This is a genomic window from Streptomyces prasinopilosus (genome assembly GCF_001419695.1).
GTDB classification, from domain to species: Bacteria; Actinomycetota; Actinomycetes; order Streptomycetales; family Streptomycetaceae; genus Streptomyces; species Streptomyces prasinopilosus.
In genome coordinates this window covers 1-26,542 of the sequence record NZ_LIRG01000195.1, presented here as the reverse complement: position 1 = coordinate 26,542, position 26,542 = coordinate 1, and the positions used below count along the sequence as shown (strand labels likewise).

The following is a 26,542-nucleotide window of genomic DNA, read 5'->3' as shown; positions in this document are numbered from 1 at the left end:
CTGCTCGCCGGCATCTTCGCGGTCGCCGTCGTCGCCGTCGGACGGCTGCGCGGCGTGATGGCACTGATCGCACTGGCGGTCAGCTTCCTGGTGCTGAACTTCTTCATCCTGCCCGCGATCCTGCAGGGTTCGAACCCCCTGGTCGTGGCGGTGGTGGGAGCGAGCGCCATCATGCTGCAGGCCCTGTACCTCTGCCACGGACTGTCGGCGCGCACCTCCGTGGCCGTGCTCGGCACCCTGATCTCGTTGCTGCTGATCGGTTTCCTGGGCTCGGTCTTCATCAGCTGGGCGGCGTTGACCGGCGACACGGACGACAACACGGGGCTGATCCACGGTCTTTACCCGGACATCGACATGAGCGGCCTGCTGCTGGCCGGCGTCATCATCGGATCGCTCGGCGTGCTCGATGACGTGACGGTCACGCAGACGTCGGCCGTATGGGAACTGCACGAGGCGAACCCGTCGATGGGCTGGCGCGGGTTGTACCGCGCGGGCATCCGCATCGGCCGCGACCACATCGCGTCCGTCGTCAATACCCTGGTGCTCGCCTATGCCGGTGCCGCGCTGCCCTTGCTGCTGCTGTTCTCCATCGCGCAGAGCAGTGTGGGCACGGTCGCCAACAGCGAGCTGGTGGCGGAGGAGATCGTGCGCACGCTGATCGGCTCGATCGGTCTGGTGGCCTCCGTCCCGGTCACCACGGTGCTGGCCGCCCTGGTGGTCTCGGCCGACCGACCGGCCGTGCAGGCGGCGGCCGAGGAAGGCGTCCGGCCGGTTCCGGCACGCGGTGGGCGGGGCAGGCGCCGGAAGCGCTGACCCCGTCGGTGCCGGACCGTGCTCCGCCGGCTTCCGCCCCTCCGCGGCCGCTCCCCCGGCAGACGCGCCGTCCAGCAGCCGGCCGTCGGCAATCGGCCCCCGAACGTCGCATGCCGATTGCCGATGACCGGCTGTCGGCAGCCGGTCGATCCGGCATCGAGTTCATTCGGCCGCCCCCGCGGAAGCGTTCCTGCACGGTGGGGCGGAACCCGGTGCGGGGTTTCGCCACAGGCCGGCCGGGTGCGGAGCACTTCACCCGGCGCTCTGCTCCGCCAGGATGCGGTCCAGTGCGTCGTCGAGATGGGCGTCGAAGTCGGCGAGCGCCCCCTCCTGGCCCAGCGGCACCAGTTTGTCGGTGCGATCGAGGAAGGCCACGAGGGGCGCCGTCGACGAACGGAACAACGCGTGGTCGCCTCCGACCTGAAGGCGGATCAGCACCTCGCCCAGGACGTCGGGGTCGACCGGGGAAACCCGTACGTCGCCCTCGCCGCACGGTCTGCCCACTCCGTCGATCAGCAACTCCCGGCCGAACGCCCAGGTCACCGGTGCGTCACCGGGAAGATGGAAGGTCAACCGTACGGCGTAGGGATCGCAGGTGTCGTAGCGGAGCTCCACCGGGATACGGAAGGACAGCTCCTCCGACACGAGAAAGCTCATCATGACCTCTGCCTGCACGGACTCGCGCATCGCCTACCCCGTCATTCGCTACGGACCGGCCGGGAATGGACCCCTGACACTGGGTGAATCTTGCTCAACGTACACAACAGATCACAAGGAGTGATTTTTCAGATACTGATAGAGAGTGCCAACGGCCCCAGCAGACGGCCCACCTCCGCCTGCAACTGCTGGGCGGCGGGGTGCAGCCGATGGACCTGGTGAACCGGGAGGGAGATGGCGATCGTCGCAGCCGTGGTACCGGCCGTGATCGGGACGGCCGCGCACACCGTCCCCAGCGCGTACTCCTGACGCGCGAACACCGGCTCCATGCGACGCGTCCGCTCCAGGCGCCGGAGCAGGCTGTGCCCGTCGCGCACGGTGTACGGCGTGACGGACTGCACCGGGTAGCGGTCGAGGTGATCGCGGCGGGCGGCCTCGTCGAGCTGGGACAGCAGGCACTGGCCGATGGCGTGCGCATGACCAGTTGCCCGGAAATCCGCCCATTCCTGCACCGCGGGATTGCCCGGGGTGTCGGAGACGCACACCAGGTCGATCTCACCCTCGCGGTACACCGCGTAGTACACGGGGGCCCCGATCGCGTCACGCCAGTGCGCGAGTGCGGCGACGACCGTGCTGCGACGTTTCTGCGGGGCTCCACTGCTGTTCAGCCGCTCGGCCGCGTCGCCGAGGAAGAACAACCCCTTGTCGCGGCGCAGATAGCCCTCGTGCACCAGGGTGCGCAGCAGGTGGTAGGCCGTGGGAAGCGCCAGCCCGGTCTCCCGGGCCAGCTGTTTGGCCGGGGCTCCGGTCTCGTGTCCCGCGACGGACTCCAGCAGACGCATCGCGCGCTGCACCGAGCCGATGAGAGTCGCGGTGGGCGCCGGCTCGGACGCCGGGCGCGCATGGGGCTGGCAGGGGACGGCGGACAGATGTGCGGAGACGGTGGCAGCCGTGGCCAAGGGTCACTCCCGGAGCGAGGGGGCAGCCCGTGCGGGGGAACACGGGTGGGGGTGTACGCCGCTCGCGGGGATCGTCCCCGCATGGCCTTCCGGACTCTAACCGTCTGTCACCGCACGCAGACGGCCCGTCCGGGAAACTTCCCCCGCCCGAGGGAACCGGCGTCGGCTGTTACCGCCTCACCGGCTCCCCCCGGGACTCACCAGTCGCCGCGCGACGTCGAACTCGACGTGAACTTGCGTACGACGTAGATGAGTCCGCCGACCAGGGCGACGAAGACCAGCACCTTGAAGAGCAGCCCGATCACGAATCCGACCACACTGGCTATCAGGCCGCCGAACACGACCAGGGCGATGACCGGCACCGCGATCCACTTCACCCACCACGGCAGTCCCATGAAGATCTCTCGCATCGCCTTCGTCCTTACTGCTCCGCCCGTCTCGTACCGGGTCGCGCGAATGATGTCCTGCACTCGATGCTAGGGCGGCAGAAGTCCTGCCGGGGGCCTCTGATCCCTTGTCCTCCCCTGAGCCGTCCCTTAGGGAACCCCGAGACCTCGGCTCAGCCCTCGGGCGGGGAGAACACCACCAGGACCCTCAGGTCCTCGCTGATGTGGTGGAACTTGTGCGCGACCCCGGCCGGCACGTACACGATGCTGCCACGGGCCACCTGCGTGGTCTCCATGCCGACGGTGATCGCCGCCCTGCCGCTGACGACGAAGTACACCTCGTCCTGGCCGTGCGGCTGCTGGGGGTCCTGCTCGCCCGCGTCCAGGGCGTACAGACCGACCGACATGTTCCGCTCCCGCAGGAACTGGAGGTAGGCGCCCTCGTTGGCGGCGCGCTCGGTCTCCAGTTCGTCCAGCCGGAATGCCTTCATAGCCTTGTCCGCCCCTGCTTCACTGCTCGTGTCCGGTCCTGTCTGCCACGATCAGACACATGAAGAATTTCGTAGTCAAGACGATCGCCAACGCCGCGGCCCTCGCGGTCGCGGTGTGGCTGATCGACAAGATCACCCTGACCGGGGACAGCACGGGCAAGGAGATCGGCACCCTCATACTCGTCGCGTTGCTCTTCGGCGTGGTGAACTTCCTGGTCAAGCCGCTCGTGCAGCTCCTCAGCCTTCCGCTGCTCATCCTGACTCTCGGGTTGTTCACGCTGGTGGTGAACGCTCTGATGCTGCTGCTCACCTCCTGGCTCGCCGACGTGTTCGACCTGAGCTTCCACGTGGAGGGCTTCTGGACGGCCGTGCTGGGCGGTCTGGTCGTCTCGGTGGTCTCCTGGGCCCTCAACGTCGTTCTGCCCGACGGGGACTGAGCACCGTGGCCTACCGCGTCTGTTTCGTCTGCACCGGCAACATCTGCCGCTCCCCGATGGCCGAGTCCGTCTTCCGCGCACGCGTCGAGGAGGCCGGCCTCGACGGCGTGGTCGAGGTCGAAAGCGCCGGCACCGACGGCTGGCACGAGGGCGAGGGCGCCGATCCACGCACGGTGGCCGTCCTCGAGGAGAACGGCTACGCCGCCGACCACACCGCCCGGCGGTTCCACCCCTCCTGGTTCACCCTCTTCGACCTGGTCATCGCCCTCGACGCGGGCCACCTCAGGACCCTGCGCCGCCTGGCCCCCACCGCGCGGGACGCGGACAAGGTGCGCCTGTTGCGCTCGTACGACCCCGGAGCTGACGCCGATCCGGACGTACCGGACCCTTACTACGGAGAGGCGGACGGCTTCTCCGCATGTCTTGAGATGGTGGAGGCGGCGAGTGCCGGGCTGCTCTCCTCGGTACGTGAGCAGACGGAAGGACGGGCGGCATGAACGATTCGGGGACGACCGGCGGCCACGAGGCGGGCGAGGGGGGAGCGTCCCCCGGTGAGGGCACGCGTGCGGTGCGGGCCGGGCTGCCCGAGCCGGTCAAATACGAACCGACCCTCCCCGGTCCCGTCTTCGCCGCCCATTTCCACCTGCCCGGCGACCCCACCGGTCCCTACACCTACGGTAGGGACGAGAACCCGACCTGGACGCTGCTGGAGCGGGCCATCGGGGAGCTGGAGGCGCCGGGTCAGGACGGCGTCGAGACCCTGGTGTTCCCCTCGGGCATGGCCGCGATCTCCTCGGTGCTCTTCTCCCAGCTCCGCACCGGCGACGTGGCCGTCCTGCCGAACGACGGCTATCAGGCACTGCCCCTGGTGCGCACCCAGCTGGAGGCGTACGGCATCGAGGTGCGCACCGCGCCGACCGGGGGCGACGCCCAGCTCGATCTCCTCGACGGCGCGAAGCTGCTGTGGATCGAGACTCCGTCGAACCCCGGGCTCGACGTGTGCGACGTAAGGCGGCTCGCCGAGGCGGCCCACGCGCGTGGCGCGCTGGTCGCCGTCGACAACACCCTCGCGACCCCACTCGGTCAGCGCCCGCTGGAGCTCGGCGCCGACTTCACCGTGGCCAGTGGTACCAAGCAGCTCACCGGACACGGGGACATCCTCCTGGGATACGTCACCGGCCGCGACACCGAGGCGATGGCCGCCGTGCGCCGCTGGCGCAAGATCTCCGGTGCCGTCACCGGGCCCATGGAGGCCTGGCTCGCGCACCGTTCGATCGCCACGCTCCACTTGCGGGTCGACCGGCAGAACGCCACGGCGCTGACGCTCGCCCGGGCATTGCGGGAACGTCCCGAGGTGACGGGGGTGCGCTATCCGGGGCTGCCGGACGATCCCTCGTACGAGATCGCCTCACAGCAGATGCGGCGTTACGGATGCGTGGTGTCCTTCACGCTGCCCTCACGGGCGCGTGCGGACCGCTTCCTCGGCGCCCTGCGGCTCGTGGACGATGCGACGAGCTTCGGTGGTGTGCGGTCCACGGCCGAACGACGGGGTCGTTGGGGCGGGGACGCGGTGCCGGAGGGTTTCGTGCGCTTCTCCGTCGGTGCCGAGGATCCTGCCGATCTGGTGGCGGACGTGCTGCGCGCGCTGGACGAGTCGGCCGGCTGATCGGTCCGTCCGGGCGAGTCGGCGGACTTCCGGCCCCCGACGGCGGACGGTCCGAGCCTCCCCCCTCGTGGCTCGGACCGTCCCGGTTCCACGCGTGCGAAGAACCGCGTGACCAAGGCTAATTGACTTAGTGTCAGTGTCCAATCACCCCAGCGACAGTCGCCTATCGCCATATTTATAGTTACGGGAGAGCGACAGAGGAGCCGGCGAACGGGAGAGCGTGCTGTGGATCTGGCCTTGTTACGGACCTTCGTGACCGTCCACCGAGCCGGCTCCTTCACCCGGGCCGCCGCCCTGCTCGGCCTCTCCCAGCCGGCCGTGACCTCCCAGATCCGGATCCTGGAGCGACAGCTGGGACGGCCGCTGTTCCTGCGGCAGGCCCGTGGCGTGACCCCCACGACCATAGGGGACGAACTCGCCCACAAAGCAGCGCCCCACCTCGACGCCCTGGTGGAGATCACCGAGACCGGGCTCGACGAGGACTCCTCCTCGCGGACACTGCACCTGGCAGGACCCCTGGAGTTCACGTCCGAGCGGGCTGTTCCCGCACTCACCGCACCGGCCCGGAACGGCCGGGTCTTCGCCCTGCGCGCCTCCTTCGGAACCGCCGAGGAGACGCTGGAAGGACTGGCCGCCGGGTGGCACGATCTGGCCATCAGTACGGTCCGGCCGCGCGGTGCACTGCTCTCGGCCACTCCGCTCTGCGACGAGGAACACGTCCTGGTCGCCGCACCCCGCTGGGCCGAGCGGTTCGGCACCGACGGGGTTCGCCCCGCAGGGGTGTCCGCTCCGGAACGGATCCCGGTGATCGAGGTGCACGACTCGCTCCCTCTCGTCTCCCGCTACTGGGCCTCCGTCTTCGACTCCCGGCCCGTCATCGCGGGCACTGTCGTCGTCCCGGATCTACGCGCGGTGCTGGCCTGCACCGTCGCGGGAGCCGGGATGGCGGTGCTGCCCCGGTATCTGTGCGCGGCCGCACTCGAACGGGGGGAGATCACCGCTCTGCACGAGCCCGCGGTGCCGCCGTTACGCACGTACTTCCTGGTGGTCCGGAGCGGGACCCTGGCCCTGCCCCATGTCGCGCGTGCCCATGAGGCCCTCCAGCAGGCGGCCGCCGACTGGTGCTGACACCCCGGCCGAACGACTCGTGCCGATGATCCACCCTGGAAATCCGACCGGCACCGTCCCTCGATGTTTCACGTGGAACAAGCTGGGCCACATTTCCTCCATGACCGTCCGACCCGTGGTCAAGCGCACCGCTCGAGCCGTTCTACTGGACGGCGACCACCTGATCCTGATCAAACGCACCAAGCCCGGCGTCGATTCCTACTGGGTCACTCCGGGCGGCGGCGTCGAGCCGGAGGACTCCACCGTGGTCGACGCCCTCCACCGAGAGGTGTACGAGGAACTCGGCGCCAAGATCACCGACGTGGTGCCCTGCTTCGTCGACACGGTGGAACACATCGGCGCGGACGGCGGCGCCACCGGCGTGAAGGTGCAGCACTTCTTCGTCTGCCGTCTCGAGTCCATGGACCCGTCCTTGCGGCACGGCCCAGAGGTCGACGAACCCGCCGGCGAGTACCAGATCGTCCGCGTGCCGTTCACCCGCGTCGGCATCGCCTCCGTCCACCTCGTCCCGTTGTCGCTGCGGCACTATCTGGACGGCAACATCGAGGGTGTGCGTGCCCTGCAGGCCTCCGACCTGACCTGATCCACTCGACGCTCACCGGTTTCGTGCGTTTCACGTGAAACATCCCGTGTCTGCGACCGTGCCCGGCCTTGCCCTCGGCATGACCGAAAGATCGCCCCGGTCCTTGCAAACGAGTGGACGCCACCCCTCGCCGTCGGACAGCCTGACCTGCGTGCCGACACCTCCTCTTGCCACTCTGCCCATCCGCCGCCTGACATTCCGCGACCTCTCGGCCTGTGCCGACTTGTCCGAGGACCGGGGGTGGCCACGCGAAGAACACAAGTGGGGTCTTCTGCTCTCCGCCGGAAAGGGCTACGGCATCGACGGTCCCGACGGTGGGCTGGCCTCCGCCTGCGTCGTCACCGAGTACGGAGGCCGGGAACAACCCTCACTCGGGGCCATCGGCATGGTTCTGGTCGCGGAACGGCATGCCCGGCAGGGCGTCGGGCGCCGTCTGATGCACTACGTGGTTTCCACGATGGACTCCACACCGCTGACGCTGTACGCGACACCGAACGGCCGCCCGCTCTACGAAGAACTCGGTTTCAAGGTCACCGGCCGGGCGGAGATGCTGCGCGGGCACTTCGTCCCGGGCGCGGACGGACCCGTGGCGGGGGTCTCCACCCGATCCGCGACCGCTGAGGACCTCCCCGCCCTCCTCCGGCTCGACGAGGAAGTGTTCGGAGCTGATCGCACGCACATCGTCACCCGGCTGCCTGCGTTCGCCGACCAGTTGCGCGTGGCCGAGGAGGACGGCCGGATCATCGGCTACGCCGCCGCGTGGCCCAATATGAACACCCACGTCGTGGGCCCGCTGATCGCTCGCGACACCCCCACGGCCACGGCCCTTGTCGCCTCGCTCGCCGCCCGTACCGACCGGCCGTTGCGCACCGACATCGACGTGCGGCACGAAGAGCTGCTGGCCTGGGCGAAGGCCCGCGGTCTGGAGTCCGTCGCCTTCAACACGGTGATGACCTACGGCATCACGGAGCTGCCCGGCGATTGGACCCGGAGGTTCGCCCCTGTGACGGTCGCGGCGGGCTGACGTCTTCCGTGAACACGCCTACGCCGGTACCCGGAAGTGTCGGGTACCGGCGTAGCGCTCCGGGCGCCGTCAGCCCCGGACGAGGGCGTCCACGGCGGCCGTGGCGAAGGAGTGGTCCTGCTCCGGTGCCCCGCCGCCGACGCCGATCGCGCCGACCGGACGGCCGCCGCGCTGGACGGGTACACCCCCCGCGATGAACAGCAGCGGCCGGTCGAGTGCGGTGGGCAGGGTGTGGAAGACCCCTCCGGGCTGCACGGCATCGACGAGGTCTGCGGTGGGCGTGTTGAGCTGAAGAGCGGTATAGGCCTTGCGGGTGCTGGTCTCACCGGAGATCAGCACGGCACGGTCGTCCCTCCGGAAGGCGAGCAGATGTCCGCCCGCGTCCAGGACGGTCACGCTCACCGTGACCCCGGCAGCTTCGGCGGCCCGGTGTGCGGCCGTGACAAGGGCTTCGGCCTCGGCTGTGGTGAGCGGGGCGACAGCGGTGGTGGTGTTCATGAACAGGTACTCCTCGTGTACGGGGACGGCGCTTGAAGCGGTGGGGTCCAGGAAGGGATTGATGTCGGTGTGAGGGTGATGGCGGCGGGGGCGGCGGGAGGATCCCCGGGCAGGCAGGTCCCGAGGGCCGGGGGCCCTCGCGCCTTCCGCGCCCACGGGCAGCCACTCAGTGGGGGACCGCGGCCTGCCGCTCGGCGGGCACCCGGCCGGCGTCCACGATGCTGAGGGCCTTGTCACGACGGTCGAGAGCGGCCGAGAGGAAGGCCAGCACCAGGGCGCTCGCGGCGAGGACGGAGCCGACCCAGTTGGGCGCGGTGTAACCGAGGCCCGCCGCGATCACCAGGCCACCGAGCCAGGCAGACAGTGCGTTGCCGAGGTTGAAGGCGCCGATGTTCACGGCCGATGCCAGGGTGGGGGCCCCCTGGGCCTGGTCGAGCACACGCTTCTGCAGGGGCGGGACGGTGGCGAAGCCCAGGCCGCCGACCAGGACGATCGTGACGGCCGCCAGGACCTTGTGGTGCGCGGTCAGGGTGAAGAGGGCGAGGACGACGGCGAGAGCGCCCAGGGAGACGTACAGCAAGGGCATCAGGGCGCGGTCCGCGTACCTGCCGCCGACGAGGTTGCCGCCGACCATGCCCAGGCCGAAGAGGACCAGCAGCCAGGTGACGGACCCGTCCGCGAAGCCGGCGACCTGCGTCATCATCGGCGCGATGTAGGTGATGGCCGCGAAGACACCGCCGAATCCGAGGACCGTCATCGCCATGGCGAGCAGGACCTGGACGTTCTTGAAGGCGGCCAGTTCATGACGCAGCCGTACGCCTTCGGGCGCGGGAAGGTCGGGAACGAGCCAGGCGATGCCGGCCAGTCCGATGACACCGAGCGCGGCGACGAGCCCGAACGTGATGCGCCACCCGGCCGACTGGCCGACGAGGGTGCCCAGGGGGACACCGACGACATTGGCCACGGTCAGCCCGGTGAACATCAGGGCAATGGCACCGGCCTTCTTGTGCGGGGCGACCAGACCGGCCGCGACCACCGAGCCGATCCCGAAGAAAGCACCGTGGGCCAGCGAGGCGATCACCCGTCCGAGCAGCATGAGGCCGAAGACCGGGGCCAGGGCCGAGAGCAGGTTCCCTGCGATGAACAGGCCCATCAGCAGCATCAGCATCCGCTTGCGGGAGATCTTCGTGCCGAGCACGGTCATCAGCGGGGCGCCGAGCATGACGCCCAGGGCATAGCCGGTCACCAGATGACCGGCCGTGGGCACGGAGACGCCGAAGTCGTCGGCAACCTCGGGCAACAGCCCCATGATCACGAACTCGGTCGTTCCGATTCCGAAGGCCCCGATCGCGAGAGCCAGAAGCGCGAGAGGCATGAGAGACAGCCCTTCCCAAACGATTGCAGTATCACTTTGCGCGCTCTGACAATAATTGCATGCGCGGTATATACGCAAACGCGCTCTACCTCGCTCCTGCTCTACTCTGGTTCCAGCAACTCCTGGACGGAGGGAAACGCCCATGACAGCCACGGACCCCGCACTCACCGCCCTTGCGCAGGGTTGGTGCGCGCTCTCCCTGCTGCACGGGAGGATCGAGGCCCACATCGAGCGGGCCCTCCAAGGGCAGCACGACCTGAGCGTGCGGGAGTACTCCCTGCTCGACGTGCTGAGCCGACAGCACGACGGGGAAGGGGGGCATCTTCAGATGAAGCAGGTGGCAGACGCGGTCGTCCTCAGCCAGAGCGCTACCACTCGCCTGGTCACCCGACTCGAGGACCGCGGCCTGCTGGAGCGCTACCTGTGCCCCACGGACCGGCGCGGCATCTACACCAATGTCACGCGGGCCGGCCTCGCTCTTCTCGAGAAGGCGCGACCGACCAACGACACCGCATTGCGCGAGGCGCTCGACGCGGCGGCGGAGAATCCCGACCTGGCCCCGTTGGTCCGCACGGTGGAGACACTGAAGACCTCCGTACCGGCATGAAACGGCCGCTTCGGCACGGGTCTGCGTAAGGTGCCTCCATGGAAGATCTTGAGATACGTGCCGCGGCCGCTTCCGACGTCCCCGCGATCGTCGGCATGCTCGCCGACGACACCCTGGGAGCGCAGCGCGAGTCCCCGGACGACCTCGGACCGTACTTGGCCGCGCTGGAGCGGCTCAGCGCCGATCCGAACCAGCGTCTGGTCGTCGCGGTCCACCAGGGCCGTGTCGTCGGCACACTCCAGCTCACCATCATTCCCGGGTTGTCCCGTCGCGGGTCCACGCGATCGGTCATCGAAGGCGTTCGCATTCACGCCGACGAACGCGGCAGCGGTCTGGGGACTCGGCTCATCGAGTGGGCCATCGAAGAATCCCGTCTCCAGGGATGCCAGTTGGTCCAGCTGACCTCCGACAACACCCGTACCGAGGCCCACCAGTTCTACGAACGGCTCGGCTTCTCGGCTTCCCATGTGGGCTTCAAGCTGGCGCTGTAAGGGGCAAACGGGGCTGTTTCACGTGAAACAGCCCCGCGTACCCCAGAGCCTCTCGGCCTCTGGCACGCCCCGGGCAGGGCGCGCGCCCTAACCGATTCCCCGCCATCCCTCAGGATCCACTCCGCCCGGAACAGACGCCTCGTCCTCGTACGGCTGACGGCTGAACACGAAGGATCCGAGGTCCAGATGGCTCACCGATCCGTCCGGCCGCCGCACGGGCTTCAGGAGCTCTCCGGCGTAGTAACCCTCCAGCCCGGTCCAGGTCCCGTCGCTGTTCGGGCGGAAGCGGGCACGACGGCCCGTGCCGGACAGAGGCTCCAACGACAGCAGACCGTCGGCCGGCAACCGCAGGACGAAGCCCTGCGTCCCCCAGTACCACTGCCCCGCCATCTCCAGCACCGTGGAATCAGACTCCCGCAGCGGCCGCCAGGGAGCAGGGATACGCGGTTCCGCCTCGGCGACGATCCGGACGAGATCGGCGGCCACCGGAAACAGCGCGGGTCCTGAAGTGCAGTTGGCCAGGACCACTGCGGCCACGTCGTCCTCCACACCGATCGCGAGGCAGGCGAGGAACCCCGGCAGCGATCCGGTGTGCCCGATGAGAGCCCGCCCGTCCCGGTGACGCAACTCCAGCCCCAGGCCGTAGGCATAGCCACTCGCCACGTCCGCCGCCTCCATCGGCGCCGCCGGCCTCCTCATCTCCCGCAACGACTCGACACCCAGTACGTGGGCGTCCCCGTTGAGCAGGAAGGCGGCGAAACGCGCCAGGTCACCCGCGGTGGACCAGAGTTGCCCCGCCGGCGCCATCCTCCCTAGGTCCTCGGCCGGTTCGCGCAGCATCACGTCGGCCCATGGATGCACCGCCCAACCACCCGCATGCGGCACCTCCGGACGCACGCCCGTCCGGCGCAGTCCCAAAGGCTCGAGCACACCACGTCGGAGCGCTTCCTCCCACGTGACACCGCGCAGTTCCGCCACGAGCGCGCCGAGCAGTGCGTATCCGGGATTCGAGTAGTGGAACCGCCGGCCGACCGGGTGCACCAGAGGCCGCTCGCCCAGGACATCGGCCAGGTCGGGCCGTAGTGAGCCGGGAGTCCGTTCCCACCAGGGCCCCGGCGTCTCGGCCGCCAGGCCGCCGGCGTGCGAGAGCAGTTCGGCGAGGGTCACCTCCCCCACGCCCGTGCCCGGCAGGTGTTTCTCCAGCGGGTCCCCGAGATCGACCATCCCCTCGTCCCGCAACTGGAGCACCAGTACGGCGGTGAACGTCTTGGTGAGGGAGCCGATGCGGTACTGGACGTCCTCGTCCGGTGCAGGTCCCTCCACCGACGACCGCGCCCCCGTCCACACGGTCTCTCCACCCCGTGCCACGGTCGCGACGAGCGAGGGGGCACGTCCCTCCGCCTGGGCGACGGCGATCCGGTGCAGCAATGCCCGACGCGTACCGGCCAGCAGCTCTTCCTGGTGTGTCGTCATGTCCTCAGTTCACCAGGTGCGGGTCCCACCCGTACGAGGCGACGGCCGGAACGCCGGAGCGGCCGCCGTCCCGGGTTCGGCAGGACCGGTCCGCGCGCCCGGCCGGGTGACGAGCGGAGTTGGGCCAGGGGACCGGAGCGCCGGGTGGCGTGCACAAAGACCTTGGCCGGTCCCGGCCCGGCCCACCGGCTCCGGCACACAGGCCGGGTAGGAGCGTCTCCCCTCCCCGGTCCCGACCGGCAGGCCCGTAGCGTCGTCCGCGGTCTCACGACGTATCGGATGCCGGATCTCACGTCCGTGCCGTCTGCTCGACGGTCCGCGCCGGGCAGCCCCGGCCGTCGATCCTCTGACCTGGGCTGTCCTGTCGCGCTGCGGCCGTGGGACGGTCCGTGCCGGTAGCAGGAGTTGGGAACGAGCACGCAGTAGCCGTGCCCGGCCAGTGCGCGGGCCATCTCCCGCAGCACGGGTCGGATGCCGAAGCCGTCCGGGTACGTCAGCACCCCTGGGTGCCGCTCGCTGTGGCCGGGGAGGGCGGCGAAGGCGTCGGCCCGGCCGTCCGTCGTGGGAACCCGCAGCGTCTGGGTGGGCATGAGCGCTCCTGCCGTGGTCGATGTGCAGAGTCTGCGATCAGCACGACGGAGGCGGAGCCCGCGCAGCAGCGCAGGAGCCTCGATCGGACAGCGGAGCCGGACCAGCCCGTACGGCGCTCAGAAGAACCCCGGGGCACCGATCCGTGCGGGGCGCAAGGCCGTCCCGGTCTTCCTGGCCGCACACGGTAGTCCACCGGATAGGAACCGACGCCGGCCCTCCGGCCCGAGCGGATGACCCGGTGGGATGAGAACCGACACGCGCCGCATGCGGCACAGTGGGAATCCGACGGTTTCAGTGCGGCAGGACATGGGCGGTCTCACGTCCCGTGTCGCATCCGACGGCGCTCCGGCATCCGCCGTGAGATTCCGACACGGAATCCGAGGCCCACAGGGAGTGGGGGTCTCGCCGCCGATGACATGCCGGTCCTCTGTGACCCGCTGGTTCTCCGTCGTCCCACCGCGATGTCACCCAAGACCATCCTCAGACCGGTGCCGTTTCCCCGGCGGAACGACGAGTCTGCGGCTGAGCCCCCGAGCACGAGGACCGCATGCGAACTCAGATCGCGCACCGATGAGTTTCCCGCGCCGCGCCGGTCTGTACGCGTGGGACCGACTCACGGAAGGCTGGCGGCATGCGGAAACTGACCTACGGCATGAACCTGAGCCTGGACGGCTACATCGCCGCCCCCGGCGACGACATCGGCTGGAGCGTACCGAGCGACGAGCTGTTCCAGTTCTGGTCCGACCAGTTGCGGGCGACCGACCTGACGCTGTACGGGCGCAAGCTGTGGCAGACGATGAGCTCCCACTGGCCGACCGGCGACCAGCGGCCCGACGCCACCCCGGCGGAGATCGAGTTCGCGCGCCGCTGGCGGGACATGTCGAAGGTGGTGTTCTCCTCGACGATCGACGAGGTCGACTGGAACACCCGCCTGGTCACCGGCGACGCGGTCACCGAGATCACCCGGCTCAAGGCCGAGGACGGCGGCCCGATGGACATCGGCGGCGCGACGCTCGCCGGGGCGGCCATGCGGGCCGGACTGATCGACGAATACGTGCTGGCCACCGCGCCGGTCCTGGTGGGCGGCGGCACGCCGTTCTTCACCGCGCTGGACAGCTGGGTGAACCTGAAACTGGTGCAGACGCGGACGCTTCCCTGCGGCGTGACCCTGACCAGGTACGAGACGAGGCGCTGAGCGCCCGTCCGGGAGTCACGGGCCGTATGCTCCGCGGGCGACACCGGAGGAGCCGGCTCGGCTGCGCCGCGCACGCGACCTCACGGACCGCGAGTACACCGAACCGCTCGACGGACCGGACCAGAACCCCGCCGCCCGAAAGGGCGGAAGCTCCGGCCAGGGCGTCTCACAGCGTCGGCGTGAGTGCCCCCGTTGTGCCGTCACGGCTGAGGCCGCACCAAGAGATCTGAGGCCCCATAAGGGGGACCGGTCAGGTCTGCGCCATGTCCACGAAACGGGAGTAATGACCCTGGAAGGCGACCGTGATGGTCGCCGTCGGGCCGTTTCGGTGCTTGGCCACGATCAGGTCGGCCTCGCCCGCGCGCGGGGACTCCTTCTCGTACGCGTCCTCGCGGTGCAACAGGATGACCATGTCGGCGTCCTGCTCGATGGAGCCCGACTCACGCAGGTCGGAGACCATCGGCTTCTTGTCGGTGCGCTGTTCGGGGCCGCGGTTGAGCTGGGAGAGCGCGATGACCGGCAGCTCCAGTTCCTTGGCGAGGAGCTTGAGGTTACGGGACATGTCCGAGACCTCCTGCTGCCGGCTCTCGGCCCGCTTGGAACCACCGGACTGCATCAGCTGGAGGTAGTCGATGACGACCAGCCGCAAGTCGTTGCGCTGTTTCAGCCGACGGCACTTGGCGCGGATCTCCATCATCGACAGGTTCGGGGAGTCGTCGATGTAGAGCGGGGCCGCCGACACGTCCGGCATCCGGCGCGCCAGACGGGTCCAGTCCTCGTCGGTCATCGTGCCGGAGCGCATGTGGTGGAGGGCGACCCGGGCCTCCGCGGACAGCAGGCGCATCGCGATCTCGTTGCGCCCCATCTCGAGCGAGAAGACCACGCTCGGCAGGTTGTGCTTGATGGACGCGGCACGGGCGAAGTCCAGCGCGAGCGTGGACTTGCCCATCGCGGGACGCGCGGCAATAACGATCATCTGACCGGGGTGCAGCCCGTTGGTGAGCGAGTCGAAGTCCGTGAACCCCGTGGGCACACCGGTCATCTCGCCGCTGCGTGAGCCGATCGCCTCGATCTCGTCGAGCGCGCCCTCCATGATGTCGCCGAGCGGGAGGTAGTCCTCACTGGTGCGCTGCTCCGTGACGGCGTAGATCTCGGCCTGCGCCCGGTTGACGATCTCGTCGACGTCGTCATCGGCCGCGTACCCCATCTGCGTGATGCGGGTACCTGCCTCCACCAGGCGGCGCAACACGGCGCGCTCGTGCACGATCTCCGCGTAGTACGCCGCGTTGGCCGCCGTGGGAACCGTCTGGACGAGGGTGTGCAGATACGACGCACCGCCGACCTTGTTGATCTCACCGCGCTTGGTCAGCTCCGCGGCGATCGTGATGGGGTCGGCCGGCTCGCCCTTCGCGTAGACGTCGAGAATGGCCGTGTAGACGGTTTCGTGAGCCGGCTTGTAGAAGTCGTGTCCCTTGAGGATCTCCACGACATCGGCGATGGCGTCCTTGGACAGCAGCATGCCGCCCAGAACGGACTGCTCGGCCTCGAGGTCCTGCGGCGGCACCCGTTCGAACGCGGAGCCCGTGTCGTCCCATCCGCTGGGATCCCGGCCGCGGTCGTGCTGCTCGTCACGGCTTCGGCCCCCGCCCTCGCGGCGTCGGGAGGCGGGCAGACGATCACTGGGTCCGCTGTCGGCCCACGGGTCGTCCAAGGGCTCGGAAATGCTCACCGAGCCACCTCCTCCCGTCCGCCGAGCGGACCTCGCCGTGCCCTCTTTCTACGGCACGGCACTGACAAATAGGGCGCCCGACTCCGGTTGTCGCGCGCCGGTTTTATGACTTTTTGGAAACCGGCAGACGGAGCGGGCGCCGGACCACCGTAGGCCCCTCCGCACCGTCAGCCAATCTGGTTATCCACAGGGCATGTGGACGACGGGCCCAATGTTGTGGAGAAGTCCGCCAAACCTGTGCACGACCCGGTGGACAGCCCTGTGAACAAGACCTCCAACACTCCGCAAGAAGGGCGCTGACCTGGCATTTCATCATCCACCGCCTGTGCAGAACAAAAAAATCCCCCCTTCGGCCAAGATCCCCTCGAGTGCTGTATGCAAGCACACACCCTGCGCCATGCCGTAAGGGTCTAGAGAGCATTGCATCTCTTACCTGTGGACGATTAGATTGGTGCGCATGACACAGGCCCCCGCGCGCCCTCGAGCCGCCCGACGACAGCACGACCGCGAGATCGTCATGCTGGCCGTACCGGCATTCGGCGCCCTCGTCGCCGAGCCCCTCTTCGTCATGGCGGACAGCGCCATCGTCGGCCATCTCGGCACAGCACAGCTCGCCGGACTCGGCGTCGCCTCGGCCCTCCTGATGACCGCCGTCAGTGTCTTCGTCTTCCTCGCCTACGCCACCACGGCCGCTGTCGCCCGGCGAGTCGGTGCCGGCGACCTCCCCTCGGCCATCCGCCAGGGCATGGACGGAATCTGGCTCGCCCTGTTCCTCGGGGCCGGCGTCGTCGCCGTGGTCCTGCCCACGGCACCCGCCCTCGTGGATCTGTTCGGCGCCTCGGACACCGCGTCCCCCTACGCGATCACCTATCTGCGCATCTCCTCACTCGGCATACCAGCCATGCTGATCGTGCTCGCCGCGACCGGTGTCCTGCGCGGACTGCAGGACACCAGGACCCCCCTCTACGTCGCCGTCGGCGGCTTCACCGCCAACGGTGTTCTCAACGTCGCGCTGGTCTACGGCGCCGGTTTCGGTATCGCGGGCTCCGCCTGGGGCACGGTCATCGCCCAGTGGGGCATGGCCGCCGTCTATCTGATCGTGGTGCTGAGGGGCGCACGCGAACACGGCGCCTCGCTACGCCCGGACCTCGCGGGGATCAGAGCCTCCGCTCAGGCCGGCGTGCCCCTGCTGGTACGAACCCTGTCGCTCAGAGCCATCCTGATGATCACCACTGCCGTCGCCGCGCGTCTCGGTGACTCCGACATCGCGGCTCACCAGATCATCCTCTCCCTGTGGAGTCTGCTCGCCTTCGCACTGGACGCCATCGCGATCGCCGGGCAGGCCATCATCGGCCGCTACCTGGGGGCCGGAGACGCCCAAGGAGCCCGCCGGGTATGCCGTCGCATGGTGGAGTGGGGCTTCGGAGTCGGGGTCGTCCTCGGCCTGGTCGTGGTGCTCGCCCGGCCGGTCTTCCTCCCCCTGTTCACCAGTGATTCCACGATCACGGACACGGCCCTGCCGGCTCTGCTGATCGTCGCGCTGTCCCAGCCGATCTCCGGCATCGTCTTCGTGCTGGACGGGGTGCTGATGGGTGCGGGTGACGGACCGTACCTGGCGTGGGCCATGCTGATCACTCTGGCGGTCTTCACTCCGTTCGCCCTGCTGGTCCCGGTCTTCGGAGGCGGGCTCACCGCACTGTGGGGGACCATGGCGCTCATGATGACCGTTCGGCTGCTGACCCTGTGGTTCCGCACCCGCTCGGGCCGCTGGGTCGTCACCGGCGCCACACACTGACCGTTTCACGTGGAACCACGCGTTTCACGTGAAACGAGGACGGGGCCGCACCTGGAAGGTGCGGCCCCGTCACACTGCTGCGACGAGCAGTACTTACTCCGAGACGACCTCGAGGTCGACCTTGGCGGCCACCTCGGGGTGCAGACGCACGAACGTCTCGTGGGCGCCGAGGGTCTTGATCGGCGAGCCGAGCTCGATGCGGCGCTTGTCGACCTGGGGACCGCCGGCGGCCTTGATCGCGGAAGCGATGTCAGCCGGCGTGACGGAACCGAAGAGACGACCGGCGTTGCCGGAGCGGACCGCGAGGCGGACCTTGACGCCCTCGAGCTGGGCCTTCACCTGGTTGGCCTGCTCGATGGTCTGGATCTCGTGGATCTTGCGAGCGCGACGGATCTGCTCGACGTCCTTCTCGCCACCCTTGGTCCAACGGATCGCGAGCTTCCGCGGAACCAGGTAGTTGCGAGCGTAACCGTCCTTGACGTCGACGACGTCGCCCGCGGCACCGAGGCCGGAGACCTCGTGGGTCAGGATGATCTTCATGAGTCGGTCACCCTTCCCTTATCGCGCGGTGGAGGTGTAGGGCAGCAGCGCCATCTCACGGCTGTTCTTGACAGCCGTGGCGACGTCACGCTGGTGCTGGGTGCAGTTACCGGTCACGCGGCGGGCACGGATCTTGCCGCGGTCGGAAATGAACTTCCGCAGCATGTTCGTGTCCTTGTAGTCCACGTACGTGACCTTGTCCTTGCAGAACGCGCAGACCTTCTTCTTAGGCTTGCGCACAGGCGGCTTCGCCATGATGTATCTCCTGTGTGATCAAGAAGTGTGGTGCGGCCCCACCTAGAAGGGGGGCTCGTCCGAGTAGCCGCCGCCACCGCCGCCGGAGCCTCCGCCCCAGCCGCCACCACCCTGGCCGCCGCCACCCTGCTGGCCGCCGGCGGGAGCGCCGGATGCCCAGGGGTCGTCGGCCGGAGCGCCGCCACCCTGCTGGCCGCCGCCGGAGCCTCCGCCCCAGCCGCCACCACCCTGGTTGCCGCCACCGCTGTAACCACCCTGGCCACCACGGCCGGTGGTCTTGGTGATCTTGGCCGTGGCATTGCGCAGGCTGGCGCCGACTTCTTCGACGTCCAGTTCGTAGACCGTGCGCTTGACGCCCTCACGGTCCTCGTAGGACCGCTGCTTCAGCCGGCCCTGCACGACGACGCGCATGCCTCGCTGGAGCGACTCGGCGACGTTCTCCGCCGCCTGCCGCCAGACCGAGCAGGTCAGGAACAGGCTCTCGCCGTCCTTCCACTCGTTCGTCTGGCGGTCGAAGGTGCGGGGAGTCGACGCGACACGGAACTTCGCGACGGCCGCACCGGACGGGGTGAAGCGCAGCTCGGGGTCATCGACAAGGTTGCCGACGACCGTGATGACGGTCTCGCCTGCCATGGGGGAACCTCTCGGCGGGTTTGCTGCTGGCTGCTTGTGCTGCTACTCGGATCCCGGGACCGACTGAGCGGGAGGGCTCAGTGGTTCTCGGGACGGAGGACCTTGGTCCGGAGGACCGACTCGTTCAGGTTCATCTGGCGGTCGAGCTCCTTGACGACCGCAGGCTCGGCCTGCAGGTCGATGACCGAGTAGATGCCCTCGGGCTTCTTCTTGATCTCGTACGAGAGACGACGACGCCCCCAGGTATCGATCTTCTCGACCTTTCCGCCGCCGTCACGGACGACAGAAAGGAAGTTCTCGATCAGCGGGGAGACAGCGCGCTCCTCGAGATCGGGGTCGAGGATGACCATCACCTCGTAGTGACGCATGTGGAACCCACCTCCTTTGGACTCAGCGGCCACGGTCGTTCCGTGGCAGGAGGGTCGTGATGCGTTGCGCAACGATGCCTGTCAGTAGAACAGCCGCCACTGACAATCGCGGTCGGGTGGCGGTTTCTCCAGATCGACCGGGAGGGACCCGTGGTCCCGTCCCGAACGTGGCTGGATCCGTCCGAACAGACACCGGTGCAGACGGTACAGAGTACCCGCACAGCGGCTTCCGGTTGAAATCCGGCCCGGAGGCCCGTCAGTCTGTACACATCGGGTGTGTACGGCGCTACGATGCGCCGCCTTTCGCAGGAGGTGCCCATGGCACAGACATTGCGACCCAATACCGCCGGAGGCCTTTTCGCCACGGACGGCAAGCCCCATCCAGTCCAGCACGCCCTGCTCGCGGTGACGCTGGTGCTGGGGATCACATCCCTCATCGCCGCGATGTTCGACCATCTGCACCTGCTCAGTTCCTGGGCCGGTCTGGCGGGCATCCTCGCCGGCGCTTACGGCCAGTGGATCTCGGAGACGACCCGGGAACGCTTCGGCCTGATCCTGGGGCTGGGTGCCGCGGCGATCGGCTTCTTCCTCGGCATGTCACAGGGCGGCCTGTTCGGCGGGGTCATCGACTGACACCGGACGCCTCCTCGCGCATACCGTGGAGCGCCCCGGCCGGTCGCGGCCGGGGCGCGGGGGCCGTGCGCCCAACCGGGGCGCGCCCGCGGCGCAGTAGGCTTCGCGCGAGAGCCGGAGCCCCTGACCCATGGGGACACACCAGCCCGAGGAGCGCCCCGAATGAGCCTGACCCTGAGGACCATCAGCCGAGAGCAGCATCTGGCGTACATCCAGAGCCTGCCGTCGGCGAGTCACATGCAGGTCCCGGCCTGGTCGGACGTCAAGGCGGAATGGCGCGCGGAGAACCTCGGATGGTTCGACGACCGGACCGGCGAGATGGTCGGCGCCGGCCTCGTCCTCTACCGGCAGCTTCCCAAGATCAAGCGCTACCTCGCCTATCTCCCCGAAGGCCCGGTCATCAACTGGTTCGCGCCGAACCTTCAGGAGTGGATCGAGCCGATGCTCGCGCACCTGAAGCAGCAGGGCGCGTTCTCGGTGAAGATGGGCCCGCCTGTGATCATCCGGCGCTGGGAGGCCGCGACCATCAAGAAGGGCATCCAGGACCCGGACGTGAAGCGTCTGCGCGACCTGGAGGCCGACTTCATCGAGCCCCGTGCCTTCGAGGTCGCCGACAAGCTGCGCCGCATGGGGTGGCAGCAGGGTGAGGACGGCGGGGCCGGTTTCGGTGACGTGCAGCCCCGCTACGTCTACCAGGTGCCGCTGGCGAACCGCTCCCTGGAAGAGGTCCACAAGAACTTCAACCAGCTGTGGCGCCGCAACATCAAGAAGGCCGAGAAGGCCGGCGTCGAGGTTGTCCAGGGCGGTTACGACGACCTGCCCGAGTGGCAGCGGCTGTACGAGATCACCGCCGTGCGCGACCACTTCCGGCCGCGCCCGCTGTCGTACTTCCAGCGCATGTGGACCGCCCTCAACACCGAGGACCCCAACCGCATGCGGCTGTACTTCGCCCGGCACAACGGCGTCAATCTGTCGGCGGCGACGATGCTGATCGTCGGCGGTCACGTCTGGTACTCCTACGGCGCCTCCGACAACATCGGCCGTGAGGTCCGGCCCTCGAACGCGATGCAGTGGCGGATGCTGCGCGACGCCTACGCGCTCGGTGCCACCGTCTACGACCTGCGCGGCATCTCCGACTCACTGGACGAGACCGACCATCTCTTCGGCCTGATCCAGTTCAAGGTGGGCACGGGCGGCCAGGCCGCCGAGTACCTCGGCGAGTGGGACTTCCCGCTGAACAAGCTGCTCCACAAGGCGCTCGACATGTACATGTCGCGTCGCTGACGCCGGCTCCGCGCACGGCTCGCCCCACCGGTTCCCATAGCTCCCACCCCTTCCCCCACATCGCAGCCACGAGAAAGGTTCCAGGTCCGGCCATGGCGCTCACGCTTTACGTCGACACCGCGCGCTGGCGGGCGCATCACAAGCACGTGCAGCAGCAGTTCCCGGGGCTCGTCCCGGTCTGCAAGGGCAACGGCTACGGTTTCGGACACGAGCGGCTGGCCGAGGAGGCCACCCGGCTGGGCTCGGACGTCCTCGCCGTCGGCACGACGTACGAGGCTGCCCGGATCAAGGACTGGTTCGGCGGTGATCTGCTCGTCCTGACGCCGTACCGGCGCGGCGAGGAACCCGTCCCGCTGCCCGACCGGGTCATCCGCTCGGTTTCGTCGGTCGACGGCGTGTACGGCCTGGTCGGCGCCCGGGTGGTCATCGAGGTGATGTCCTCGATGAAGCGGCACGGCGTCGGCGAGCAGGACCTGCCCCAGCTGCACTCCGCCATAGAGAACGTCCGGCTCGAGGGTTTCGCCCTCCATCTGCCGCTGGACCGCACCGACGGCTCGGACGCCGTCGAGGAGGTCATCGGCTGGATGGACCGGCTGCGAGCAGCCCGCCTTCCCCTGCACACCATGTTCGTCAGCCATCTCAAGGCCGAGGAACTCTCCCGGCTTCAGCAGCAGTTCCCGCAGACGCGGTTCCGCGCCCGGATCGGCACGCGGCTGTGGCTGGGGGACCACGAGGCCACCGAGTACCGCGGTGCCGTCCTGGACGTCACGCGCATCGCCAAGGGCGAGAGGTTCGGCTACCGGCAGCAGAAGGCCGCGTCCGACGGTTTCCTGGTGGTCGTGGCGGGCGGTACGTCGCACGGGGTGGGGCTGGAGGCTCCCAAGGCCCTGCACGGCGTCATGCCGCGCGCCAAGGGCGTCGCCCGCGCCGGACTGGCCACGGTGAACAGGAACCTCTCCCCGTTCGTCTGGGCCGGCAAACAGCGCTGGTTCGCCGAACCGCCGCACATGCAGGTGTCGATCCTGTTCGTGCCGTCGGACGCGCCGGAACCGCAGGTCGGCGAGGAACTGGTGGCCCACCTGCGGCACACGACCACGCAGTTCGACCGGCTCCTCGACCGCTGAGCGGTACGGGGTCCGGAGAGGGCCGGGGGGACGGGCCCTCGGGGGAGACGGACACAGCGCCTGAGCAGACGCCAGGACCATGAGAAGGGCCGTACGCGGTGCTCCCGCGTACGGCCCTTCTCATGCCTTCACCGGCGTCCGGAGCGACCTGCCGGCGGACCGGCCGCTCACCCGGCCGCCGGGTGTTCGCTCAGAGCGAACCGTCCGGGGCGCCGGCCTTGCCCCGCTCGGCCCGCGCTCCGTCGTGCCGCACGGAGTCCCGAGCGGGCCGGGCGGCGGGACCGAGCACGAAGGCGTCCTCGGCTCCGTTCAGCACCCCGCCCGAGGGATCGTCGTCACCGGCCCGCCTCACCGGGTCCCGGTCCGGCCTCAGGACGTCGCGCACGATCATGACGCACAGGTAGAGCGTCCCGAGCAGGTGCAGGGCGATGGCCCAGTGGTAGCCGTCGGCGGGCAGTCCCTTGTGCGCGTCTCCGCTGGTCGTGTACGCGAGGTACATCCAGATGCCGAGGAAGTAGGCCACCTCGCAGGCCTGCCAGATCAGGAAGTCCCGCCACTTCGGCCGGGCCAGGGCCGCCAGGGGCACGAGCCACAGGACGTACTGGGGCGAGTAGACCTTGTTGGTGAGGATGAAGGCCGCGACGACCAGGAAGGCGAGCTGCGCGAAGCGGGGCCGACGGGGAGCAGCAAGGCCCAGCGCGGCGATTCCCGCGCAGCACAGCAGCATCAGGAGCGTGGCAAGGGTGTTGACGGTCTCGGTACTGAGCGGGTCGGACGAGTTCTGGGCGATGATCAGCCAGAAGGAGCCGAAGTCGACGCCCCGCTCCTGGCTGAACGTGTAGAACTTCGACCAGCCGTCGAAGGCGAAGAACATCACTGGCCCGTTCACCACGGCCCAGGCGACGACCGCGCCGCCCAGGGCCTTTCCGAACTCCCTCCACCGACCGGCACGCCAGCACAGCACCAGCAGCGGCCCCAGGAGGAGCACGGGGTAGAGCTTGGCGGCCGTGGCCAGCCCCAGGAGGACTCCGAAGGCCAGAGGGCGACCGCGCGACCACATGAGCATCGCGGCGGCCGTCAGCGCGACCGCCAGCAGGTCCCAGTTGATGGTCGCGGTCAGGGCGAAGGCCGGCGCCAGGGCGACCAGCAGGCCGTCCCAGGGCCGCCGGGCGTGCGTACGGGTCACGCAGACGGCGATGACGGCCGCGCACACCATGAGCATCCCGGCGTTGACCATCCAGTACCACTGCTCCTGGTCCTGGATGCTGCCGCTCCCGGGGGTGAGCCAGGACGCGACCTCCATGAACACGCCGGTCAGCACCGGGTACTCGAGGTACTGCATGTCGCCGGGGAGCTGGTCGAAGTACGGTACGAGCCCGTCGGCGAAGCCCCGTCCCTGGTAGAGGTGGGGGATGTCCGAGTAACACGCGTGGGTGTACTGGGAGCCGGCGCCGAAGAACCACGCGCCGTTGTAGCAGGGTGCCTTCTGGACCAGGCCGAGGGTGAACATCCCGATCGCCACGAGCGCGACCACCCGGACCGGGGTCCACCAGGACGTCCCCAGCAGGGCACGCCGCCCGAGCGGACCGCCGATCAGCTCGCTGCCGGCCTCGGCGACCTTGTCCTCCCGGGTCGGCACCACCAGATCCGGCTCGTGGGCGCTCGCTTGCGTCGATTCTCCACTGGGCATGCCGCACATCCTGCCGTACGTGCCGGGACCCATGCCGAGGGCCGCCGTACCCGAGCGGTACGGCGGCCCATGTTTCACGTGAAACACCCAAGTCGGGCGACGGTGCGACTATCCGGCCGGGCCTCCGAAGAAGCCGCCATTGCCGCCTCCGTTGCCGTTGCCCCGGCTGGTGTCCTCCTCCTCCGACTCCGAAGCCGACGGTGAACTGGTGACTCCGCCGTCCGTGCCACCGGCATCCGAGCCACCGGGCCCGGTACCGCCCGTGTCGTCCTCGTTCTCACAGTTGAAGTCGAAGACCCTGCACGTGGCGGTCTCACTGGGCGAGGGGCTACTGGGCTCCGGCTCCGGCTCCGACGTGGTCGGAGACGCCGACGGAGTCTCCTCCTCGGTCTCCGTGGGCGAAGGGCTCGCGGTCGGCGACGGAGTGTCGTTGACGATCTCGCCGATGGGCTCCGGCGTCGGGAAGGGCACCGCCTTCTGGTCCTTCAGCGCGTCCTCCATGTAGTCCGCCCAGATCTGGGACGGGAACGAGGCACCGTGGATCTTCTTCTCACCGCCCGTTCCGAACATCTCCAGGAACTGGCGGTTCTTGATGGTCTCGTCGTCGGGGTACCGGAACATGCTGATCGCGGTGGACAGCTGCGGGGTGTAGCCGACGAACCAGGCGGACTTGTTGCCGTCCGTGGTACCGGTCTTGCCGGCCACCTCACGGCCCTCGAGCTGGGCGTTGCTACCGGTTCCCTCCTCGACGACGGTCTTCAGGACGTCCGTGACGTTGTCGGCGACCTGGGCGGTGAACGCCTGCTTGGTCTGGATCTTGTGCGTGTAGACCGTGCCCTCCTGGCTCGTCACCCTCTTGACCGAGAACGGCTCGCGCTGGTCGCCGCTGGCCGCGAAGGTGGCGTACGAACCCGCCATGCGGATCGCGCTGGGGCTGGAGGTGCCGAGGGAGAACGACGGGTAGTTCGTTCCGGCGAGGCTGTTCTTCAGGATCCCGGACTCCACCGCGGCGCTCTCCACCTTGTCCAGGCCGACGTCCACGCCGAGCTGCACGAAGGCGGAGTTCACCGACTCCCGCATCGCCTCACGAAGGTCGATCTTGTAGTCGGGCGCCTCTCCGTACGACTCGTCGCCGTCATTGACCTGCTCCCACTGCTCGCCCTTCTCGTTCTGCCAGACCGAGCCGTCGTACTCCTTGATCTTGAGCCTGTTCTTGCCGCTGTACAGGCTCTTCTCGGAGACCTGCGTCCGCTCGTCCTGGGCCTGGACCGGGTCCCCGTTGGGGTTCCGGACGCCCCACTGCATGGCGGCCGCCAGCACGTACGGCTTGAACGTCGAGCCGACCTGGGCCCCGGTCGCGTCGGCGTTGTTGGTGAAGTGCTTGGTCGCGTCGGTGCCGCCGTAGATGGCCTTGATCGCACCGGTCGCAGGATCGACCGAGGCGCCGCCGAACTGGACGTGGGTGTCCGTCTCCGGGCGCTCCTCGGGCTTGATCTTCTCCTTGTAGACCTTCTTGACCGCCTTCTCGAGCTCCTCGACCTTCTTCCTGTCGAAGGTCGTGTAGATCGAGTAACCGCCCTGTTCCAGCTGTCTGGCGGTGATACCGGTGTCGTCGCTGTTGTTGACGATGTACGCCTTGGCGAGGTCCACGAGGTACCCGATCTGCCCGCTCAGCGCGGTGTTCGACCGGGGGTTCTGCACCTTGGGCAGCTTGGTGTACTTGGCCCTGGTCGCGGGATCCAGACGGTCGTACTCGACCATCTTGTCCAGGGTGTCCTGCATCTGGGTCAGGGCGCGTTTCTTGTTCGCATCGGGAGTGGCGTCCGGGTCGATGGAGGTCGCACCGGCCGGGTCGTAGTAGGTGGCGCCCTTGAGAACCGCCGACAGGAAGGCGCACTCGCCCTCGTTGAGCTTGATCGCTTCCTTGTCGAAGTACGCGCGGGCGGCGGCCTGGATCCCGTAGGCCCCACGCCCGTAGTACGCCGAGTTCAGGTAGCCCTTGAGGATCTCGTCCTTGTCCATATCGGTGCCCACCTTGATCGAGACGAACATCTCCTTCACCTTGCGGGAGAGTGTCTGCGACTGGTCGTCCAACATGGCGTTCTTGACGTACTGCT

General features: G+C 68.7%; 28 protein-coding genes and 1 pseudogene. 14 read left to right on the top strand and 15 right to left on the bottom strand.

All coding sequences use genetic code 11. The features are described 5' to 3' along the window. Positions 1-813: YibE/F family protein (locus AOK18_RS09940; RefSeq protein ID WP_167738664.1), on the top strand; the 813-nt coding region annotated here is incomplete at its 5' end. A 252-nt stretch (positions 814-1,065) separates the two neighbouring features. Here AOK18_RS09940 and AOK18_RS09935 read toward each other — a convergent pair. The 4 genes from AOK18_RS09935 to AOK18_RS09920 form a co-directional block, all read right to left on the bottom strand. After that, on the bottom strand, positions 1,066-1,500 hold the full coding sequence (locus tag AOK18_RS09935; RefSeq protein WP_055571101.1) for an SsgA family sporulation/cell division regulator: 435 nt from the start codon (positions 1,498-1,500) through the stop codon (positions 1,066-1,068). Between the two features lie 98 nt (positions 1,501-1,598). Beyond that, positions 1,599-2,399, bottom strand: a complete 801-nt coding sequence (locus AOK18_RS09930) for an IclR family transcriptional regulator (protein WP_276205344.1) — start codon at positions 2,397-2,399, stop codon at positions 1,599-1,601. Between the two features lie 227 nt (positions 2,400-2,626). Next, positions 2,627-2,839, bottom strand: coding sequence for a DUF5326 family protein (locus tag AOK18_RS09925; protein WP_042163258.1), 213 nt, complete (start codon positions 2,837-2,839; stop codon positions 2,627-2,629). A 149-nt stretch (positions 2,840-2,988) separates the two neighbouring features. After that, on the bottom strand, positions 2,989-3,306 hold the full coding sequence (locus AOK18_RS09920) for a cupin domain-containing protein (RefSeq protein WP_055571102.1): 318 nt from the start codon (positions 3,304-3,306) through the stop codon (positions 2,989-2,991). A gap of 59 nt (positions 3,307-3,365) precedes the next feature. Between AOK18_RS09920 and AOK18_RS09915 the strand changes: the two genes are divergently transcribed. The 6 genes from AOK18_RS09915 (at position 3,366) to AOK18_RS09890 (ending at position 8,144) form a co-directional block, all read left to right on the top strand. Further along, positions 3,366-3,743 (top strand): phage holin family protein, encoded by a 378-nt coding sequence (locus AOK18_RS09915; protein ID WP_055571103.1) that lies wholly within the window; start codon positions 3,366-3,368, stop codon positions 3,741-3,743. Positions 3,744-3,748: 5 nt separating this feature from the next. After that, positions 3,749-4,240, top strand: coding sequence for a low molecular weight protein-tyrosine-phosphatase (locus AOK18_RS09910; RefSeq protein WP_055694061.1), 492 nt, complete (start codon positions 3,749-3,751; stop codon positions 4,238-4,240). Continuing rightward, complete coding sequence (locus AOK18_RS09905) at positions 4,237-5,409, top strand: cystathionine gamma-lyase (protein WP_055694060.1); 1,173 nt, start codon at positions 4,237-4,239, stop codon at positions 5,407-5,409. Before AOK18_RS09910 ends, AOK18_RS09905 begins: the two co-directional genes overlap by 4 nt. 225 nt (positions 5,410-5,634) lie before the next feature. After that, the gene (locus tag AOK18_RS09900; RefSeq protein ID WP_055694059.1) at positions 5,635-6,537 is read left to right on the top strand and encodes a LysR family transcriptional regulator; all 903 of its coding nucleotides are present in this window, start codon (positions 5,635-5,637) and stop codon (positions 6,535-6,537) included. Positions 6,538-6,637: 100 nt separating this feature from the next. Next, positions 6,638-7,120 (top strand): NUDIX domain-containing protein, encoded by a 483-nt coding sequence (locus AOK18_RS09895; RefSeq protein ID WP_055571107.1) that lies wholly within the window; start codon positions 6,638-6,640, stop codon positions 7,118-7,120. 151 nt (positions 7,121-7,271) lie between these two features. Beyond that, on the top strand, positions 7,272-8,144 hold the full coding sequence (locus AOK18_RS09890; RefSeq protein ID WP_055694058.1) for a GNAT family N-acetyltransferase: 873 nt from the start codon (positions 7,272-7,274) through the stop codon (positions 8,142-8,144). Between the two features lie 69 nt (positions 8,145-8,213). Here the strand turns inward: AOK18_RS09890 and AOK18_RS09885 are convergent, their stop codons facing one another. Beyond that, complete coding sequence (locus AOK18_RS09885) at positions 8,214-8,642, bottom strand: GlcG/HbpS family heme-binding protein (protein WP_055571109.1); 429 nt, start codon at positions 8,640-8,642, stop codon at positions 8,214-8,216. Positions 8,643-8,808: 166 nt separating this feature from the next. After that, complete coding sequence (locus AOK18_RS09880; protein WP_055571110.1) at positions 8,809-10,017, bottom strand: MFS transporter; 1,209 nt, start codon at positions 10,015-10,017, stop codon at positions 8,809-8,811. A 142-nt stretch (positions 10,018-10,159) separates the two neighbouring features. Between AOK18_RS09880 and AOK18_RS09875 the strand changes: the two genes are divergently transcribed. Together AOK18_RS09875 and AOK18_RS09870 are read left to right on the top strand one after the other, a co-directional pair. Next, complete coding sequence (locus tag AOK18_RS09875) at positions 10,160-10,624, top strand: MarR family winged helix-turn-helix transcriptional regulator (RefSeq protein ID WP_055571111.1); 465 nt, start codon at positions 10,160-10,162, stop codon at positions 10,622-10,624. Between the two features lie 38 nt (positions 10,625-10,662). Then, complete coding sequence (locus tag AOK18_RS09870; RefSeq protein ID WP_055694057.1) at positions 10,663-11,115, top strand: GNAT family N-acetyltransferase; 453 nt, start codon at positions 10,663-10,665, stop codon at positions 11,113-11,115. 87 nt (positions 11,116-11,202) lie between these two features. Here AOK18_RS09870 and AOK18_RS09865 read toward each other — a convergent pair whose 3' ends face one another. Together AOK18_RS09865 and AOK18_RS30585 are read right to left on the bottom strand one after the other, a co-directional pair. Next, on the bottom strand, positions 11,203-12,588 hold the full coding sequence (locus tag AOK18_RS09865) for a serine hydrolase domain-containing protein (RefSeq protein ID WP_055694056.1): 1,386 nt from the start codon (positions 12,586-12,588) through the stop codon (positions 11,203-11,205). Positions 12,589-12,968: 380 nt separating this feature from the next. Further along, positions 12,969-13,178, bottom strand: a pseudogene (locus tag AOK18_RS30585) (dienelactone hydrolase family protein); the annotation flags it as partial. Between the two features lie 632 nt (positions 13,179-13,810). On the opposite strand from AOK18_RS30585, the gene AOK18_RS09860 reads away from it, so the two are divergent. After that, positions 13,811-14,374, top strand: a complete 564-nt coding sequence (locus AOK18_RS09860) for a dihydrofolate reductase family protein (RefSeq protein WP_055694055.1) — start codon at positions 13,811-13,813, stop codon at positions 14,372-14,374. Between the two features lie 250 nt (positions 14,375-14,624). Here the strand turns inward: AOK18_RS09860 and dnaB are convergent, their stop codons facing one another. After that, a complete protein-coding gene (dnaB, locus tag AOK18_RS09855; protein ID WP_055571115.1) occupies positions 14,625-16,103 on the bottom strand; it encodes a replicative DNA helicase in 1,479 nt (492 codons plus the stop codon). A gap of 457 nt (positions 16,104-16,560) precedes the next feature. Here dnaB and AOK18_RS09850 point away from each other — a divergent pair, with 457 nt between their 5' ends. Further along, positions 16,561-17,898, top strand: a complete 1,338-nt coding sequence (locus tag AOK18_RS09850; RefSeq protein ID WP_055694063.1) for an MATE family efflux transporter — start codon at positions 16,561-16,563, stop codon at positions 17,896-17,898. A 93-nt stretch (positions 17,899-17,991) separates the two neighbouring features. On the opposite strand, the gene rplI is transcribed toward AOK18_RS09850, so the two are convergent. The 4 genes from rplI to rpsF all read right to left on the bottom strand — a co-directional run bounded on the left by rplI (position 17,992) and on the right by rpsF (position 19,694). Then, positions 17,992-18,438, bottom strand: coding sequence for a 50S ribosomal protein L9 (gene rplI, locus AOK18_RS09845; protein WP_055571117.1), 447 nt, complete (start codon positions 18,436-18,438; stop codon positions 17,992-17,994). Positions 18,439-18,456: 18 nt separating this feature from the next. Then, positions 18,457-18,693, bottom strand: a complete 237-nt coding sequence (gene rpsR, locus AOK18_RS09840; protein ID WP_003949403.1) for a 30S ribosomal protein S18 — start codon at positions 18,691-18,693, stop codon at positions 18,457-18,459. A 42-nt stretch (positions 18,694-18,735) separates the two neighbouring features. Further along, positions 18,736-19,326 carry a single-stranded DNA-binding protein gene (locus AOK18_RS09835; protein WP_055571118.1) on the bottom strand — a complete coding sequence of 197 codons (591 nt, stop codon included), beginning with the start codon at positions 19,324-19,326 and terminating at the stop codon, positions 18,736-18,738. A 77-nt stretch (positions 19,327-19,403) separates the two neighbouring features. Further along, on the bottom strand, positions 19,404-19,694 hold the full coding sequence (gene rpsF / locus AOK18_RS09830; RefSeq protein WP_055571119.1) for a 30S ribosomal protein S6: 291 nt from the start codon (positions 19,692-19,694) through the stop codon (positions 19,404-19,406). 318 nt (positions 19,695-20,012) lie between these two features. Between rpsF and AOK18_RS09825 the strand changes: the two genes are divergently transcribed. The 3 genes from AOK18_RS09825 (at position 20,013) to AOK18_RS09815 (ending at position 22,735) form a co-directional block, all read left to right on the top strand. Further along, positions 20,013-20,327 carry a hypothetical protein gene (locus tag AOK18_RS09825; protein ID WP_055571120.1) on the top strand — a complete coding sequence of 105 codons (315 nt, stop codon included), beginning with the start codon at positions 20,013-20,015 and terminating at the stop codon, positions 20,325-20,327. 162 nt (positions 20,328-20,489) lie between these two features. Next, positions 20,490-21,611, top strand: coding sequence for a peptidoglycan bridge formation glycyltransferase FemX (gene femX, locus AOK18_RS09820; RefSeq protein WP_055571121.1), 1,122 nt, complete (start codon positions 20,490-20,492; stop codon positions 21,609-21,611). Between the two features lie 92 nt (positions 21,612-21,703). Beyond that, a complete protein-coding gene (locus tag AOK18_RS09815) occupies positions 21,704-22,735 on the top strand; it encodes an alanine racemase (RefSeq protein WP_055694054.1) in 1,032 nt (343 codons plus the stop codon). A 190-nt stretch (positions 22,736-22,925) separates the two neighbouring features. On the opposite strand, the gene AOK18_RS09810 is transcribed toward AOK18_RS09815, so the two are convergent. Further along, positions 22,926-24,434 carry a glycosyltransferase family 87 protein gene (locus AOK18_RS09810; protein ID WP_055694062.1) on the bottom strand — a complete coding sequence of 503 codons (1,509 nt, stop codon included), beginning with the start codon at positions 24,432-24,434 and terminating at the stop codon, positions 22,926-22,928. A 99-nt stretch (positions 24,435-24,533) separates the two neighbouring features. Then, the coding region (locus tag AOK18_RS09805; RefSeq protein ID WP_055694053.1) for a transglycosylase domain-containing protein at positions 24,534-26,542 on the bottom strand (2,009 nt) is incomplete at its 5' end.